Source organism: Streptomyces sp. NPDC052721 (assembly GCF_040678315.1).
Classification (GTDB): Bacteria; Actinomycetota; Actinomycetes; order Streptomycetales; family Streptomycetaceae; genus Streptomyces.
The window spans coordinates 47,029-61,655 of sequence record NZ_JBFATL010000032.1; the positions used below are offsets into that span (position 1 = coordinate 47,029).

At 74.1% G+C, this 14,627-nt stretch carries 17 protein-coding genes; 11 read left to right on the forward strand and 6 right to left on the reverse strand.

Annotation, left to right across the window (positions count from 1 at the left end):
* Positions 1 to 42: 42 nt before the first annotated feature.
* The 3 genes from AB0L21_RS27145 to AB0L21_RS27155 all read left to right on the forward strand — a co-directional run bounded on the left by AB0L21_RS27145 (position 43) and on the right by AB0L21_RS27155 (position 2,230).
* Complete coding sequence (locus AB0L21_RS27145; RefSeq protein ID WP_365786972.1) at positions 43 to 339, forward strand: hypothetical protein; 297 nt, start codon at positions 43 to 45, stop codon at positions 337 to 339.
* A 103-nt stretch (positions 340 to 442) separates the two neighbouring features.
* Positions 443 to 1,015 (forward strand): WHG domain-containing protein, encoded by a 573-nt coding sequence (locus AB0L21_RS27150; protein ID WP_365706685.1) that lies wholly within the window; start codon positions 443 to 445, stop codon positions 1,013 to 1,015.
* A gap of 48 nt (positions 1,016 to 1,063) precedes the next feature.
* Complete coding sequence (locus AB0L21_RS27155; protein WP_365786974.1) at positions 1,064 to 2,230, forward strand: GDSL-type esterase/lipase family protein; 1,167 nt, start codon at positions 1,064 to 1,066, stop codon at positions 2,228 to 2,230.
* 37 nt (positions 2,231 to 2,267) lie between these two features.
* Here the strand turns inward: AB0L21_RS27155 and AB0L21_RS27160 are convergent, their stop codons facing one another.
* Positions 2,268 to 2,939 (reverse strand): class F sortase, encoded by a 672-nt coding sequence (locus tag AB0L21_RS27160; protein WP_365786976.1) that lies wholly within the window; start codon positions 2,937 to 2,939, stop codon positions 2,268 to 2,270.
* 146 nt (positions 2,940 to 3,085) lie between these two features.
* Complete coding sequence (locus AB0L21_RS27165; protein ID WP_365706691.1) at positions 3,086 to 3,670, reverse strand: hypothetical protein; 585 nt, start codon at positions 3,668 to 3,670, stop codon at positions 3,086 to 3,088.
* Positions 3,671 to 3,950: 280 nt separating this feature from the next.
* Here AB0L21_RS27165 and AB0L21_RS27170 point away from each other — a divergent pair, with 280 nt between their 5' ends.
* The 6 genes from AB0L21_RS27170 to AB0L21_RS27195 all read left to right on the forward strand — a co-directional run bounded on the left by AB0L21_RS27170 (position 3,951) and on the right by AB0L21_RS27195 (position 9,255).
* Positions 3,951 to 4,952, forward strand: coding sequence for a hypothetical protein (locus AB0L21_RS27170; protein ID WP_365786979.1), 1,002 nt, complete (start codon positions 3,951 to 3,953; stop codon positions 4,950 to 4,952).
* Positions 4,953 to 5,061: 109 nt separating this feature from the next.
* On the forward strand, positions 5,062 to 5,940 hold the full coding sequence (locus tag AB0L21_RS27175) for a hypothetical protein (RefSeq protein WP_365786981.1): 879 nt from the start codon (positions 5,062 to 5,064) through the stop codon (positions 5,938 to 5,940).
* Positions 5,941 to 6,202: 262 nt separating this feature from the next.
* The gene (locus tag AB0L21_RS27180; protein WP_365787022.1) at positions 6,203 to 7,039 is read left to right on the forward strand and encodes a fructosamine kinase family protein; all 837 of its coding nucleotides are present in this window, start codon (positions 6,203 to 6,205) and stop codon (positions 7,037 to 7,039) included.
* A 100-nt stretch (positions 7,040 to 7,139) separates the two neighbouring features.
* Positions 7,140 to 7,331, forward strand: coding sequence for a putative ATP-grasp-modified RiPP (tgmA, locus tag AB0L21_RS27185; protein WP_365706697.1), 192 nt, complete (start codon positions 7,140 to 7,142; stop codon positions 7,329 to 7,331).
* Between the two features lie 17 nt (positions 7,332 to 7,348).
* Positions 7,349 to 8,332, forward strand: a complete 984-nt coding sequence (gene tgmB / locus AB0L21_RS27190) for an ATP-grasp ribosomal peptide maturase (protein ID WP_365786983.1) — start codon at positions 7,349 to 7,351, stop codon at positions 8,330 to 8,332.
* Positions 8,333 to 8,367: 35 nt separating this feature from the next.
* Positions 8,368 to 9,255 carry a Gfo/Idh/MocA family oxidoreductase gene (locus AB0L21_RS27195; RefSeq protein ID WP_365706700.1) on the forward strand — a complete coding sequence of 296 codons (888 nt, stop codon included), beginning with the start codon at positions 8,368 to 8,370 and terminating at the stop codon, positions 9,253 to 9,255.
* A gap of 71 nt (positions 9,256 to 9,326) precedes the next feature.
* On the opposite strand, the gene AB0L21_RS27200 is transcribed toward AB0L21_RS27195, so the two are convergent.
* On the reverse strand, positions 9,327 to 10,235 hold the full coding sequence (locus AB0L21_RS27200) for a GNAT family N-acetyltransferase (protein ID WP_365710097.1): 909 nt from the start codon (positions 10,233 to 10,235) through the stop codon (positions 9,327 to 9,329).
* 261 nt (positions 10,236 to 10,496) lie between these two features.
* Here AB0L21_RS27200 and AB0L21_RS27205 point away from each other — a divergent pair, with 261 nt between their 5' ends.
* Entirely contained in the window at positions 10,497 to 11,603 is a 1,107-nt protein-coding gene (locus AB0L21_RS27205) for a PP2C family protein-serine/threonine phosphatase (RefSeq protein WP_365710099.1), read from the forward strand.
* 18 nt (positions 11,604 to 11,621) lie between these two features.
* Here AB0L21_RS27205 and AB0L21_RS27210 read toward each other — a convergent pair whose 3' ends face one another.
* Both AB0L21_RS27210 and AB0L21_RS27215 read right to left on the reverse strand, forming a co-directional pair.
* Complete coding sequence (locus tag AB0L21_RS27210; protein WP_365787024.1) at positions 11,622 to 12,062, reverse strand: Lrp/AsnC family transcriptional regulator; 441 nt, start codon at positions 12,060 to 12,062, stop codon at positions 11,622 to 11,624.
* A gap of 27 nt (positions 12,063 to 12,089) precedes the next feature.
* A complete protein-coding gene (locus AB0L21_RS27215) occupies positions 12,090 to 13,439 on the reverse strand; it encodes a transaminase (protein ID WP_365710101.1) in 1,350 nt (449 codons plus the stop codon).
* A gap of 279 nt (positions 13,440 to 13,718) precedes the next feature.
* Between AB0L21_RS27215 and AB0L21_RS27220 the strand changes: the two genes are divergently transcribed.
* On the forward strand, positions 13,719 to 14,192 hold the full coding sequence (locus tag AB0L21_RS27220; RefSeq protein ID WP_365710103.1) for a hypothetical protein: 474 nt from the start codon (positions 13,719 to 13,721) through the stop codon (positions 14,190 to 14,192).
* A 4-nt stretch (positions 14,193 to 14,196) separates the two neighbouring features.
* Here AB0L21_RS27220 and AB0L21_RS27225 read toward each other — a convergent pair whose 3' ends face one another.
* On the reverse strand, positions 14,197 to 14,406 hold the full coding sequence (locus tag AB0L21_RS27225; protein ID WP_365710105.1) for a hypothetical protein: 210 nt from the start codon (positions 14,404 to 14,406) through the stop codon (positions 14,197 to 14,199).
* Between the last annotated feature and the right edge of the window lie 221 nt (positions 14,407 to 14,627).

Sequence of the window (14,627 nt, forward strand, 5' to 3'; positions counted from 1 at the left end):
AGGTGAACCGCCCGTACTACGGCCGGCCGGCACGGCCTGAGGGTGAGCATCGAGCAGACCGGCGCCCGCCGCGAGAACGAGCTGGCGGCGCTCTCCTCGTCCCGCAACCGGCTCTACGACGGGCTCATCCTCAGCACCGTCGGCACGGGCCAGGCCGACGTCGAGGCCCTGGAGGTCGACCACCCCGTGGCGATTCTCGGCGAGCGGATCTTCGGCGGCCCGGTGGACCACGTCGCCATGCCCCACGTGGCGGCCTCCGCCGCCGCCACCCGGCATCTGGTCGAGCGGGGCTGTCCCGGGCTGTCCAGGAGGAGTTCGTCGGCCCGTTCTCGCTCGTGATCTGGGAGTCCACGGGCGGCTGAGCAAGCCTAAATAGAGATGGCGTTTGCCTAAAGCTTTTAGGAAGCTGCACAATGGCTTCCGACAGACGGGAGAAACGGTGATGGCGCGTGCGGGGCTGACCACCGAACGCCTGGTGCGGGCCGGCGCGGAGCTGGCCGACGAGGTCGGCTTCGACCAGGTCACGGTGTCCGCGGTGGCCAGGCGGTTCGACGTCAAGGTCGCGAGCCTGTACTCGCATCTGAAGAACTCGCAGGACCTCAAGACGCGGATCGCGCTGCTCGCCCTCGCTGAGCTGGCCGACCGTGCCGCCGAGGCGCTGGCCGGCCGGTCCGGCAAGGACGCCCTCGGCGCCTTCGCGAACGTCTACCGTGACTACGCCCGCGCGCATCCCGGCCGCTACGCGGCGGCCCGCCACCCGCTGGACACCGAGACGGCGGCCGGCAGCGCGGGAGTGCGGATCGCGCAGCTGACCCGGGCCATCTTGCGCGGATACGACCTGAGCGAGCCGGACCAGACCCACGCGGTCCGCCTCCTCGGCAGCGTCTTCCACGGCTACGTCAGCCTGGAGACGGCCGGCGGCTTCAGCCACAGCGTGCCCGACTCGCAGGAGTCCTGGACCCGGATCCTGGACGCCCTCGACTCCCTGCTGCGCAACTGGCCCGCCCAGAGCTGAACCTCACCGCTCCCCCACAGCGATCCCCCGGAAACGCAGGCAGACACGATGCACACCATCCCCCTCACCGCCGACCTGATACGCGGTGCCCTCGAACTGGAGCGCACCGCGCACGGCCTGCTGCCGCACCGGCTGCCCGCCCGGGCCCGCGCCCAGTGCGCCGACCCGCAGCCGGCCCTGGCGGAGTCCCAGCCCTCCGGCGTACGGCTGGCCCTGCGCACCCGCGCCACCACCGTCGAGCTGGACGCCCTGCCGACGAAGCGGGTCTACGTCGGCGCGCCGCCGCGCCCGGACGGCGTGTACGACCTGCTCGTCGACGGACGCCTGGCCGGCAGCGCCTCCCTCACCGACGGCGACACCCTCACCATCGACCTGGGCACCGGCTCCGCCGAACACCGGCCCGGCCCGGTGGGCACCGTGCGCTTCACCGGCCTCCCGGACACCGTCAAGGACGTGGAGATCTGGCTGCCGCACAACGAGACGACCGAGCTGGTCGCGCTGCGCACCGACGCCCCCGTCGAACCCGTACCGGACCGGGGCCGCCGGGTGTGGCTGCACCACGGCAGCTCGATCAGCCACGGCTCGGACGCGGCGAGCCCCACCACCACCTGGCCCGCGCTCGCCGCGTCCCTGGGCGGAGTGGAGCTGATCAATCTCGGGCTGGGCGGCAGCGCGCTGCTCGACCCCTTCACCGCCCGGGCGCTGCGCGACACACCCGCCGACCTGATCAGCGTCAAACTGGGCATCAACCTGGTCAACACCGACCTGATGCGGCTGCGCGCCTTCGGCCCCGCCGTGCACGGCTTCCTGGACACCGTCCGCGAGGGCCACCCCGATGCCCCGCTGCTCGTCGTCTCGCCGGTCCTGTGCCCGCTGCACGAGGACACGCCCGGCCCCACCGCCATGGACCTGACCGCCCTCGGCGAGGGGCGCCTGCGGTACCGGGCCACCGGGGATCCGGCCGAGCGGGCGGCCGGGAAGCTCACCCTGGAGGTCGTCCGGGAGGAGCTGGCCCGGATCGTGCGCGAACGGGCGGCCGAGGACCCTGCCCTGCACTACCTGGACGGCCGTGAGCTGTACGGGGAGGCCGACTTCGCCGAGCTGCCGCTGCCCGACGGCCTGCACCCGGACACCGCCGGCCACCGCCGCATCGGCGAGCGGTTCGCGGCGCTGGCGTTCGCCGGGGACGGGCCCTTCGCGGACCGCGCCGCCTGACGAAACGAACCGGCGCCCCGGCTCGCCCTGTACTCCCTCACACCAGGTGCGCGAAGACCACCAGGTTGTCGGTGTAGTCCCGCACCGTGCGGTCGTAGTCCCCGGCGCAGGTGATGAGCCGGACCTCGGGGCGCGACGCGTCCGCGTACACCCGTTCGCTGGGGAAGTCGTCCTTGGCGAAGGTCTCGGCGCTGTCCACGACGAAGTCCGCCGTGCGCCCGTCGGCCCGCTCCACCGAGAACCGGTCGCCGGGCTCCAGCTCGTCGAGGTTGGCGAAGACGGCCGGGGAGGTCACCGTGTCGACGTGTCCGGCGATGATCGCGGTGCCCTGCTCGCCGGGCGAGGCACCGTCGGCGTACCAGCCGACCAGATTGGTGTCGGCGGCGGGCGGCGGCTGCAACTGGCCCGTGTCACCGAGCTCCAGGGAGGTGAAGGGGGCGTTGACGGAGATCTTCGGGATGCGCAGCCGGGTCGGTGCGGACCTCGGCAGCGCGTCGTCGGCCTGCCGGGAGTCGGCCGCCGGCGGGGCGCCGGTGCCCGAGGCCCGGTGCGCCTCCGGCGCGTCGTCCGGCTGGTGGTGACCGCCGAGCACGCTGACGGCGAGGAAGACGGCCGCCACACCCCACAGCGTCAGCCGCCCGCCATAGCCGGCGCGCTGCTCGTCCGCTGCCGGTCCTGACGGGGTCGGGGAAGAGGGATCTGCTGCCATCGGACACCACCTCACTCGGGCACGGCAGCACGGGGATCAGGACGGGGGAAGACGGCGCCGGGTCCGGGGCGGGGCGCAGGGGGCGCGGGCCGCCGACGCGGGGGGGCGCGCCGACGGCGTCCGCAGCCCCTGGGACGTACGGCCCGTCAGGACGCCGGCTGGGCGGCCTTCTTGCGGCGCAGCGCGTAGGCACCGGTGGCGCCTACGGCCAGTACGGCGAGGCCGCCCGCGGTGACACCGGGCGTGGCGAGCGCGCCGCCACCGGTGTGCATGCCACCGCGCGGCTTGTCGTGGTCGTCACCCCAGTCGCCCTTCTCGCTCTTCTCGCCCTTCTCGCCTCGGTCGCCCTTCTCGCCTCGGTCTCCCTTGTCGCCCTTGTCGCCCTTGTCCTGGTCGTCCTTGTCGCGGTAGCTCTCGGGGTCGAACCGGCTGTCGCCGCCCGAACCCCAGTCGTCGCTGCGCACCGCGGCGAGCGCTCCGCCACCCGTGTGCATTCCGCCGCGCGGCCCGTCGTGTTCCCCGCCGCCGCCGCGCTTGTTGCCGTAGTCCTTGTCGTGGTCGCTGTCGGATCCCTTGTCCTGGTCGGAGTCGCTGTCGTGCTCCTTGCTGTACGAGGAGTCGTCCCGGCCGCCGTCGTGCTCGGCCGCTACGGCGAACGCGGCGCCGGGTGTGGCGAAGGATAGGGCGGCGGCGGCAGCCGCCGTTGCCAGGAGCATGCGGGCAGAGCGCATAGTGATGTCCTTCCGCCGTGACCGGGCAGCGGATACCTCATCAGCTGGATGGACCCGGCCTCGACATGAACCACCGTCAGCGAGGCCCCTGACTCCCACCATCCGGGCCGCCCAGCCGGGTCACCACGCCACCCGTCTGCCCCAGCGCACCGGCTCCGGGACCCCTCGTCCGGGTCAATCACCGACGCGGTCGTACGCCTGCCGGAGTGATCGCGTCGTACGACAGCCGGGAACGCCCTCACTCCCCTCCCTGTGCAGCGCCGCCCGAAGGAGGCACCCCATGCCCACGAACACCCGGTACGGGCGACGGGTCCGGCGGCCGGCCGCCGCGTGGGCCGGTGCGCTGCTCGCCGTCACCGCCGGCGCCGCTCCCGCCCGCGCCGGCGCGGACACGGTGACGGAGTATCCGGTGACCACAGCGGCCGGTGCCGAACCCTTCGGCATCACCGCCGGTCCGGACGGCGCTCTGTGGTTCGCGGAGCACGGCGCCGGACGCATCGGGCGGATGGCGGCCGACGGCACGGTCACCGACATCCCGACCTCGGGTCCGGACACCGGCCCGGCCGAGATCGCCCAAGGGCCGGACGGCGCCCTGTGGTTCACCGAGACCACCGCCGGGCGGATCGGCCGCGTCACCCCCTCCGGGCTGCTCACCGAGTTCCCGCTGCCGGCGGCCGGCAGCGGCCCGGCCGGGATCGCGCCCGGCCCGGACGGGGCGTTGTGGTTCACCGAGGCGACCGGGAACCGGATCGGCCGCATCACGACCGCGGGCCGGATCACCGAGTACCCGGTGCCCACGCCGGACGCCTCTCCCCACTCCATCGCGGCGGGCGGCGACGGCGCCCTGTGGTTCACCGAGCTGAACGGCGGCAGGGTCGGGCGGATCACCCCCGCCGGACAGCTCACCGAGTTCCCGCTGCCCGGCGGGGCTTCCGGCTTCCCGGGCGGCATCGTCGCCGGGCCGGGCGGCATGTGGCTCACCGCGTCCGGCGGGCAGGCGGTGGTGCGCGTCGACCGCACCGGGCACGTCACCCGGTTCCCGCTGCCCGGCCCGGACAGCCTGCCCGGCGGCATCACGCGCGGGCCCGACGGCCGGGTCTGGTACGCCGACCAGGCCGGCCGCGTCGGCAGGATCACCGCGACCGGCACCATCACCACCTTCCCGGTGCCGGACGGTGGCGAGAAGGTGCCGCTGCGGCTGACGGCCGGGCCCGGCGGGGCCGTGTGGTTCACGGAGCTGCTCGGCAACGCCATCGGGCGGATCCGGGTCCCCTCCCGGTGAGCCCTCGTGGCCGCCGTCCTCTCCTGGCCGCCGCCCCCTTGTTATGACCGCTGTCATAACGCAGGCTGGTGGCGACAGCACGTCAACGCCGACGCGGTGGGAGGAAGCAGTGGCGGACGGGATGGCGCGGGCCCTGTGGGAGCGGTACGAACCGGTACACGGTCTCGTGTACTTCGCACCGGAGGCGCGCCGGGCCGCGGACGGGCTCGGACTGCGCGGGTTCTGGATGGGCTACTTCGCGCTGCGTGCCGCCCCGCTCGGCGCCGCGCCCCCGGCCGTGGTGACGAGCTGCTTCTACGTCTTCCACCCGGCCCGGGTGACCCGGGCGCTGCCGGACGCCTGGTCGTACGCCACCCCGGCGGACACGCTGACGGCCCGGCTGGAGGCGATGGACGCGGCGATGACCCGCCTGTTCGGGGCGGACACCGTCGGCTCCGCCGCGTTCACGCAGGCCGCGGACCTCGCCTGGGAGGCCGCCGCGGGCGCGGACACCACGGGCCGGGTGCTCGGCGCCGCCAATCAGGCGCTGGAGCGGCCGGGCAAGCCCACCGCCCGCCTGTGGCAGGCCCTGACGACCCTGCGTGAGCACCGGGGCGACTCCCATGTGGCGGTGCTGGTAGGCCTGGGCCTCGGGCCGGTGGAGGCCATGGTGCTCAAGGCGGCGGCCGGCGAGTCCGACGCGGCCTTCCTGCGCGAGACCCGGAGGTGGCCGCAGGACGAGTGGGCGGCGGCCGTGGCCCGGCTGCGCGCCGACGGCCGGCTCACGGCGGAGGGCGCGCTGACGCCGGCGGGGGCCGCCCTGCGCGCGGAGGCCGAGGCGCTCACCGACGCGGCGGCCGAGGGACCGTGGACCGCGCTGGGCGCCGAGCGGAGCGGACGTCTGGCCGCGCTGCTGGAGCCGCTGGCCCGCACGGTCGGGGAGTCGGGCCTGCTGCCGCCCGGGAATCCGGTGGGGCTGACCCGGGGGACGTACCCCGTCGGCCGCTGAGGGCGCTCCGGACGCCGGCGCCCCGCCCGGGGTACCGGGCCGGGGCGCCGTACCAGTGGCGGGGTGGTGCGGGCCACCAGGTGACCGGCAGCCACTCGGGGATCGCTTCAGCGCCATCAGCACGGATGCCGCGGTCACGGGGTAGCGATCGCATCGGTATGGCTGAAAACAGTCGCATCAAGGGGGGAAGTGCCCGGCGAGTGGCCTGGATGACGGGTCGTACGCTGGGGCCGTGGTCAACCGAGACGAGGATCCGGCACAGGTGGCGGCCCGGCTCACCGGGCGTCCGGCCGGCGAGGTCCGGCGGTCGTCGGGCTCGCCCGCCGAAGTGCTGCTGGACGGTGGCACACCGGTGATGGTCAAGCGTGGCGGCGGCCCCGGCGCGGTGCGCGCCGAGGTGGCGGGACTGCGCTGGCTGGCCGCGGCGGACGCGGTCCGGGTGCCGGCGGTGCTCGGGCACGACGAGCACTGGATGGTGACCGAGCGGGTGCCCACCGGCTCTCCGGACCCCGAGGCAGCGCTGCGTTTCGGCCAGGCCCTGGCCGCGCTGCACGCGGCCGGCGCACCGCACTTCGGGGCACCGCCGCCCGACGGACCCGAGGACGCCTACATCGGCCTCGCCCCCCTGCGCAACGCACCGGGCACCGACTGGCCCCGCTGGTACGCCGAGCACCGCGTGCTGCCGTATGTGCGCGGCGCGGTCGACCGCGGCACGCTCCGGCCGGGCGAGGCGGCGGTGTTCGAGCGGGTCTGCGCGCGGCTCCCGGAGCTGTCGGGGCCGGCCGAGCCGCCCACCCGGCTGCACGGAGACCTGTGGAACGGGAACGTGCTGTGGGGCGCCGACGGCGAGGTCCGGCTGATCGACCCGGCCGCGCACGGCGGACACCGGGAGACCGACCTGGCGATGCTCCGGCTGTTCGGCTGCCCCCATCTGGACCGGGTGCTCGCCGGGTATCAGCGGGCGGCACCCCTGGCCGACGGCTGGCGGGACCGGGTGGGGCTGCACCAGCTCTTCCCGCTGCTGGTGCACGCGGTGCTGTTCGGGCGGGGATACGCCGAACAGGCGCTGGCGGCGGCACGGGGTGCGCTGGCGCGATGACCCCGGAAGGAACCCTTCCGAAGGGTGCTCACTCTACGTAAGGAAACCAATCACCCGTTCGACTCGTATAAGGACGTGAAAGCCGAATCAGGGAGAGACCATGCAACCGTTCACGCTCAACTACGCACGGCCCGCAGTGCAGTTGGACGTCACCGCTCCGTATGTGTACGACTCCGGACTGCAGTTGAACGTCCTCCCGGACGGACGGATCGCCGCCACCGACCACGCGACCCTCAGAGCACTCGGAACCACGACCTCGACCGCCGGTTCCAAGACGCACTTCGACGACTGAACCGCGGGCTTCCACAGATGACCGTGCTCATCCTGACCAGTGAAGAGGACGTGACGGCGGACATGGTGGTCCTCCGGCTGGGCGAGGCGGGCGTGCCCGTCGTCCGGCTCGACCCCGCCGATCTCACCAACGGGGTGGCGCTGTCGGGCGAGTACGTGCGAGGCGCCTGCCGGGGGCATCTGTCCGTCGGCGGGCGCCTGGTGAGCATGAACGGCCTGCGCTCCGTCTGGGTGCGCAGGCCGGGCGACCCGGCCGCCCGCGCCGCCCAGCCGTCCGCCTGGCTGACCGAGGAGTCCTCGCAGGCGCTGTACGGCATGCTGCGCTGCACGGACGCCCGCTGGATGAACCATCCGGACGCCGCGCGCCGGGCCCGGCACAAGCCCTGGCAGCTCCGTCTGGCCCAGCGCAGCGGCCTCGCGGTGCCGGCCACCCTGATCACGACGTTCCCGCAGGCGGCGCGGGAGTTCGCGGAACGCTTCCCGGACCTGGTGGTCAAGCCGGTCTCCGGGGCGCACCCGCAGGAGCCGCCCCGGGCGGTGCCGACCAGCCGGGTCGCGCCGGACGCCGACTTCACGGCGGTCGCCTTCGGCCCGACCCTGCTGCAACGGCGGATCGCGAAGCGGGCCGACGTCCGGCTCACCGTCGTCGGCGACACGCTGCTGGCCGCGCGCAAGCCCGCCGACCCGGACGCCCACCCGGACGACGTGGACGTCCGCTTCGCCCCGTCGGTCTCCCTCTGGCTGCCCGCGGACGTGCCGCCCCGCGTCGCCGAGGGCGTGCTGCGCTACATGGCCGGCGCGGAACTGGCGTACGGCGCCTTCGACTTCGCGGAGGACGCCGACGGGATCTGGTGGTTCCTGGAGTGCAACCAGTCCGGCCAGTTCGGCTTCGTGGAGATGGACACCGGTCAGCCGATCGCCGCGACCATCGCCAAGTGGCTCGCGGAACAAGGCGATGCCGGCCGCGGGTGTGCGGACGGCGACCGGAGCGCGGCATCGTGAGGGTGCGGGGATCGGCTCGGAGAAAGGAACGCGACATGCGCATCGGACTGCTGGGAACGGGCCCGTGGGCCAAGGCGGCGTACGCCCCCGCCCTGGCCGGGCACACCGGCGTGGAGTTCGCCGGGGTGTGGGGGCGCCGGCCGGAGGCGGCCACGGCGCTCGCGGAGCAGTACGGCGTGACCGCGTACGCCGACGTGGACGCGCTGCTGGCCGACGTGGACGCGGTGGCGGTGGCCCTGCCGCCGTCCGTGCAGGCCGAGTTGGCGGTGCGGGCGGCCCGGGCGGGCCGCCATCTGCTGCTGGACAAGCCGCTGGCGGTGTCGGTCGCCGAGGGGCGGGCCGTCGTGGAGGCGGTGGAGCAGGCCGGGGTGGCGTCGGTGGTGTTCTTCACCACGCGCTTCCAGAAGGAGCCGGAGGCCTGGATCGACGAACAGGCGGCCGTGGCGGGCTGGTTCACTGCGCGGGCGCAGTGGCTGGGCGCGGTGTTCACGAGCGACAGCCCGTTCGCGGCCTCGCCGTGGCGGCGGGAGAAGGGCGCGCTGTGGGACGTCGGCCCGCACGCCCTGTCGGTGCTGCTGCCGGTCCTCGGCGACGTACGGCAGGTCGTGGCGGCGGCGCACGGTCCGGCGGACACCGTGCACCTGGTGCTCGACCACTCCACCGGCGCGTCGAGCACCCTCACGCTGAGTCTGACCGCCCCGGCGGCGGCGGCCGGGGCCGACGTGGAACTGCGCGGCGAGGCCGGCGTGACGGTCCTGCCGGGCAGTTCCGAGGGAGCGGTCCCCGCGCTCGCCCGGGCCACCGACGCGCTGGTGCGGGCGGCCCGCACGGGCCGGCCGCACTCCTGCGACGCCGCGTTCGGCCTCCGGGTCACCGAGATCCTGGCCACGGCGGAGGCACGGCTGGCGGGCGGCAGGGCCTGAGCGGCCGGGGTGCCGGGGAGGGGAGGCAGACCCCCTTCCCCGGCACCGCCGGTCACCGCGCCGTCAGCTCGTCATCCGGCCCCGACCTCATGGTCGGTCCAATAGTTGACGCGTTCCCGCAGGACGGGGTAGCCGGCCCTGGTGAAGTGGGCGGCCATCGGGACGTTGCCCTGGTCGGTGGCGGCGGCGATGAACTCGGCGCCCTGTTCGACCAGGAAGTGGGTGCACTCGACGAGCAGGTCGTAGGCGTAGCCGTGGCCGCGGTGTTCCGGCACCACGCCGATGAAGGCGACGCACGGCCCGCCGGGGTTGCGCGCCGGGATGTGGATGCCGACCGGGTCGCCCTGCGGCGTGCGGGCGATCTGCCACCACTCGCGCGGTGACGGGAACCAGCGCAGGATCTCCAGGTCCTCCCGGGCCGCCTGGTCCACGCCTCCCTGCTCGATGGCCCGGCGGGCGTGGGCGTCGAGCGTGCCGGAGTTGATGCGGCGCAGCAGGTCGAGGAACACGGTGTCGTCCGGTTCGGCGGTGTACAGGAGCCGTCCGGGCCGCTCGGGCAGTCCCCGGTCCGAGGTCCAGCGGTAGAGGAAGCGCTCCACCAGGGGTGTGTAGCCGGCCTGGCGCGCGGCACTCTCCCGGACGGCCACCGCGTCCCGCCGCAGCGGGTCGTCGCGCCAGCCTGTGGGCAGGTCGAGTTCGAGTTCGGGTGTCTTCCAGGGCGCCGTCCGCAGCAGCTCGGCACCCGCCTCCTCCTCGCCCTCGGCGACGTCGAACCAGTTGATGACCAGCGGCTCGGGGTCCTCGGGGCGGCCCCACCAGGCGGCGCGCGCCACGGTGCGGCCGTCGCGCAGGGCGATGCGCTGCCAGTCGGGGCGGTAGTGGGTGCTGCGGTGCTTGTCGCTCAGCGCGAGCGGGTCCGGCATGGTGCGGAAAAGGTGAGCACTGCTCTCGTCGAGCGTGCGGATGACCACGTCGGTCAAGGAATCCTCCGGGATGCGTACGGTGTGCGCGCTCCCGGTCTGATCAGACGTGACACGCCCGCGGCACGGGGAGGGGGGAGCGCTGCTCGGTGGTGATCCACATGACACTCGCCTCCTCATCCGTCCGTCTCGGGCGTGATGATCACAGGTTAGGGGGCCGGCCGACCGGGGTCCACCCTTTTTCTGAGGGGTGTTTCCGCTCGGCATTCCGCGGGTTGTCCCGCGCGGCGCGGTACGCCGGCGGCGGCGTAACTTGGGGATGTGGAATCGGTGCGCGGCCGGTCGTCGCGCGGGGACCGTCAGGATCGCGGCTGGCTGCGGGGCGCGCCACCGCCGTGGTGGATACGCGTGCTGCCCGTGCTGCTGCTCGCGGCCGTCGGCTCGGCCACGCTGGTCACGCCGCACGCGCGCGATCTCGGCTTCCTGCTGGGCGCCATCCCGCCGCTGGCCGTCCTGTCCTACGGCCCGCTGCTGACCGGTCTCCTCGGTGTGGGCGCGATCGTGGTGCTGAACCTCCCGGCCACCCATCTGAACCTCCCCGGCAACACGGATGTGCTCACCATCGCGTTCGTGGCCGCGCTGAGCGTGTTCGTGTCCTACGTACGCAGCCACCGCGACGCCCAGCTGGACACCGAGCGGGCGATCGGCGAGGCGGTGCAGCGGGCCGTGCTGCCGCCGCTGCCGGACCGGGTCGCTCGGGTCGGGTGCGCGTCCTTCTACCGGGCCGCGCAGGACGGGACGCTGGTGGGCGGTGACTTCTTCGACGTGCGGAAGGGGCCGTGCGGCGTGCGCGCGGTGATGGGTGACGTGCAGGGGCACGGGCTGGCGGCGGTCGCGACGGTGGTGTCGCTGCTGGGGGCGTTCCGGGAGGCCGCCCTGGACCAGCCGGACCTGGAGTCGGTGGCCGCCCGGCTGGACCGCCGGCTCGCGGTGGACTCGGCGGACGTCCGGCACGGGGAGCTGTTCGCGACGGCCCTGCTGCTGGAGTTCGCGGCGGACACGGCCGCGGTCCGGCTGGTGGCCTGCGGTCATCCGGCGCCGGTGCTGCTGCACGGGGGACAGGCCCGGGAGGTGACCGTCGCGCCCGGTCCGCCGTTGGGCATCGGGCTCCTCGGGGTCGATCCGCCGAAGGAGATCACCGTGACGCTCGCTCCGGACGACCGGCTGTTCCTGGCCTCCGACGGCGTGTGGGAGGCGCGGGACGGCTCCGGCACCTTCTACCCGCTGCCGGAGCGGCTGGCCGCCCTGGCCGGCACCCCGTCCGCCGAGCTGCCCGGCGCGGTGTGGGCGGACCTGGCACGGCGGCGCTACGCGATCCGCGACGACGTCACCATGCTGGTGCTGACGCCCGGGTCACCGGTCCCCTGACCTCGTTGTTCCCGCCGGTCAGCCCACGTCCCACAGGAAGCGGTGGGTGTGGATGCCGAAGTACGGGAAGGACCGGATCTCCCGGACGCCCTCGATGGGGCGCACCACGTCGTTGACGAAGTCGAGCAGTTCCTTCGGGCCGGGTGCGACCACCTCGGCGAAGAGGTCGAAGCCGCCCGAGGTGAGCACCGAGTAGACGACCTCGGGGCGCTCGGCGAGGGTGTCGGCGACGGTCCGGGGGTCGCCGTCGACGCCGATGCCGAGGAGGGCCATGGCCTGTCCGCCCATGGCCATCGGGTCGGTGACGCCGACCACCTGGACCGCCTTGGAGTCCAGCAGCCGCTGCAGGCGCTGCCGGGCCGCCGAGGCGGACAGCCCGACCTTGGGGCCGAGGTCGGCGTAGGCGATACGGCCGTCGGTCTGCAGTTCGCGCAGGATGGCCCGGTCGATGTCGTCCATGTCCTTCATCTCGTCCGGCTCTCTTCCTCAGGCGGCCAGTTCGGCGAGCGCGGCGGCGAACACCTCGGTGTGGGTGTCGACGTCCCGCTCGGTGGTGTCCGGGCACATCAGCGCCATGTTGTGGAACGGGGTGAGCAGGATGCCCCGGTTGGCGAGGTAGAGGTGCAGGAAGTCCTCCAGCTCCGGGTCGGAGACCGCCGCGGACTCGGTGCCGGTGCGCGGGGCCGGGGAGGTGAAGCGGTACTCGGTGCGGGCGCCGAGCCGGCTGACCGACCAGGGCAGCCGGTGGGCCTCGATGCCGGCCCGGACGCCCGCCTCGAAGCGCTCGGCGAGGGTCGCCATCCGGGCGAACGCCTCGTCGGTCAGCACGTGCTCCAGGGTGGCGCGGGTGGCCGCGACCGACAGCGCGTTGCCCGCGAGGGTACCGCCGACACCGCCCATGTCGACGAGATCCAGGTCGGTACGGCCCAGCAGCCGGTCGGCGAGTTCGGCGGACAGGCCGTAGGCGCCGGCCGGGATGCCGCCGCCGATCGCCTTGCCGATGGTGAGCAGGTCGGGCTCCAGGTCCCAGGCGGCCGTGCAGCCGCCCGGCCCGGCGGAGAAGGTGTGGGTCTCGTCGTTGATGAGCAGGGCGCCGTACCGCCGGGTCAGCTCGCGGACGCCGGTGAGGTAGCCGGGTTCGGGCAGCACGATGCCGATGTTGGTGAGGGCGGGCTCCATCAGCACGGCGGCGACGTCACCGTGGGCCAGCTCCCGCTCCAGCCCGGCGAGGTCGTTGAACTCGGCGACCCTGCTGGTCAGCGTCACGTCGCAGGGCGCGCCGACGTTGCCGGGGCGCGCGGCGCCGGTGCCGTCCGGGCCGGTGACGATCAGCGACTCGTCCACGCTGCCGTGGTAGCAGTAGCTGTTGACCAGGATCTTCGGCCGGCCGGTGACGGCCCGGGCGAGCCGGATCGCCCAGCGGTTGGCGTCGGTCGCGGTGAGCGAGAAGCTCCAGCGGGCCAGGCCGAAGCGCCGGGCCAGTTCGGCGCCGACCCACTCGGCGTCCTCGGTGGGCAGCATGGCGGTGGCCCCGCCCAGTTCGGCGTACCGGCGGTGCACCGCCTCGGTGACGGCGGCGGGCGAGTGGCCGGCCATCGCGCCGGTGTCCCCGAGGCAGAAGTCGATGTACGCGTGCCCGTCGACGTCGGTGACCCGGGCGCCGCGCGCCCCGGCCAGATAGCGCGGAAATGCGCCGGCGGTCTTGTTCATCCAGGTCATCGGCACCCGGCCGAAGAGGTGGTCGGCGCGCGCGTACGCCGCCCGGGAGCGCGGGTTGCGGCGTTCGGCCTCGGCGCTCTCGCGGGCCAGTAGGGCGGGCAGACGCGTGCGGTCCATGGGGCACCTCAACAGAGACGGGGAAGGAATGCCGTGAGCATACGACGGAAATGACGCCGATCTCAAGACTAGACGCTCGATTCAATTGCCATGACGCTCAAATCGAGCGCGCTGGGTCCGCTCCGTTCCCGGACAGGTGACGCCTGCATGTGTCTCGACTGACGCACCGGCACGCGGCGTTCGAACGTCCCGCCTCAAACGCCAGGCCACGCCACCCCTTCCGCCGCGTAGAAATATCCACAACCATGCACGGGCGAGCGAGGACATCCGGAGCAGTGCATGACGAACAGGATGTGGATGCGGGGCGTGGAGTGGCTGGCGGCGGCGTCGGCCGACCCGCGCGCCTGCAAACGGGAATGGGACCACGGCGAGGGCATCGCACTGCTGGAGGCGGGCCGCTTCTGGGACGTGCTGAGCGTCCCCGAGCGGCTGGGGCTGCTCACCCTGGACCTGCTGTGGCGGCCCGGCCTGCCCGTGCCGGGTCCGACGCTGGTGGACACGGCGGCCGGGCGGGTCGGGTTCTTCCTGCCGCCGGACCCGTCGGGCGGCTGGATCGGCGCCGGGCTGCGGTACGCGACCAAGGGCTCCTGGGTCGCCGTACCACCGCCGTACCGGCCCGCGCGCTTCCTGGAGTGGCTCGTGCCGCCCGACGGCACCGCCACGCTGCACGCGCCCGGCGCCCTGGAGGAGGCGCTACAGCGGGCCAACGGCACGCTGGCGGTGCTCGCCCCGCTGTGCGGGCAGTACCGGTAGCGGTTCAGAGGTGCTTGGCCTCACGCCGGGCGCCGCGGGTGCGGCCCGAGAGGGCGGCCCACAGCGCGTCCGGCTCGGCGGGGACGGTCCGCCCCTGCGCCCGCCACTCCGCGACGAGCCCGGCGTAGATCGGCTCCCCGGTACGGTCCATCTGGCGCAGCCGGCGCATCCGGTCCATGCGCTCCATCCGGTCCATCCAGTCCAAGCGGTTCATGCCGGGGCAACGCCCGGGACCCGCCACCGGTACGCCCCACACCGCGCGCTCACCGGGTCGGGTGATTCCATCGCCCGAACGAGGCCTTCCACCCGTCAGACAAGCATTCCGTCGGTTGGGGGGTGTCCTGGGCTGGGACGGGACGGGGCCGGAGGGGGGCGTTCCGTCCGGCGCGCGCCGCGTGTCGGGCGCTTCTATGCTGGGGAGGTCCGAGCTCCGAC

What these genes read in the sequence shown, in the direction of transcription:
- AB0L21_RS27150 (WP_365706685.1), top strand. Translation starts at nt 443, where the DNA reads ATGGCGCGTGCGGGGCTGACCACCGAACGCCTGGTGCGGGCCGGCGCG.
- AB0L21_RS27155 (WP_365786974.1), top strand. Translation starts at nt 1,064, where the DNA reads ATGCACACCATCCCCCTCACCGCCGACCTGATACGCGGTGCCCTCGAA.
- AB0L21_RS27160 (WP_365786976.1), bottom strand. Translation starts at nt 2,939, where the DNA reads ATGGCAGCAGATCCCTCTTCCCCGACCCCGTCAGGACCGGCAGCGGAC.
- AB0L21_RS27165 (WP_365706691.1), bottom strand. Translation starts at nt 3,670, where the DNA reads ATGCGCTCTGCCCGCATGCTCCTGGCAACGGCGGCTGCCGCCGCCGCC.
- AB0L21_RS27170 (WP_365786979.1), top strand. Translation starts at nt 3,951, where the DNA reads ATGCCCACGAACACCCGGTACGGGCGACGGGTCCGGCGGCCGGCCGCC.
- tgmA (WP_365706697.1), top strand. Translation starts at nt 7,140, where the DNA reads ATGCAACCGTTCACGCTCAACTACGCACGGCCCGCAGTGCAGTTGGAC.
- tgmB (WP_365786983.1), top strand. Translation starts at nt 7,349, where the DNA reads ATGACCGTGCTCATCCTGACCAGTGAAGAGGACGTGACGGCGGACATG.
- AB0L21_RS27195 (WP_365706700.1), top strand. Translation starts at nt 8,368, where the DNA reads ATGCGCATCGGACTGCTGGGAACGGGCCCGTGGGCCAAGGCGGCGTAC.
- AB0L21_RS27210 (WP_365787024.1), bottom strand. Translation starts at nt 12,062, where the DNA reads ATGGACGACATCGACCGGGCCATCCTGCGCGAACTGCAGACCGACGGC.
- AB0L21_RS27215 (WP_365710101.1), bottom strand. Translation starts at nt 13,439, where the DNA reads ATGGACCGCACGCGTCTGCCCGCCCTACTGGCCCGCGAGAGCGCCGAG.
- AB0L21_RS27220 (WP_365710103.1), top strand. Translation starts at nt 13,719, where the DNA reads ATGACGAACAGGATGTGGATGCGGGGCGTGGAGTGGCTGGCGGCGGCG.
- AB0L21_RS27225 (WP_365710105.1), bottom strand. Translation starts at nt 14,406, where the DNA reads ATGAACCGCTTGGACTGGATGGACCGGATGGAGCGCATGGACCGGATG.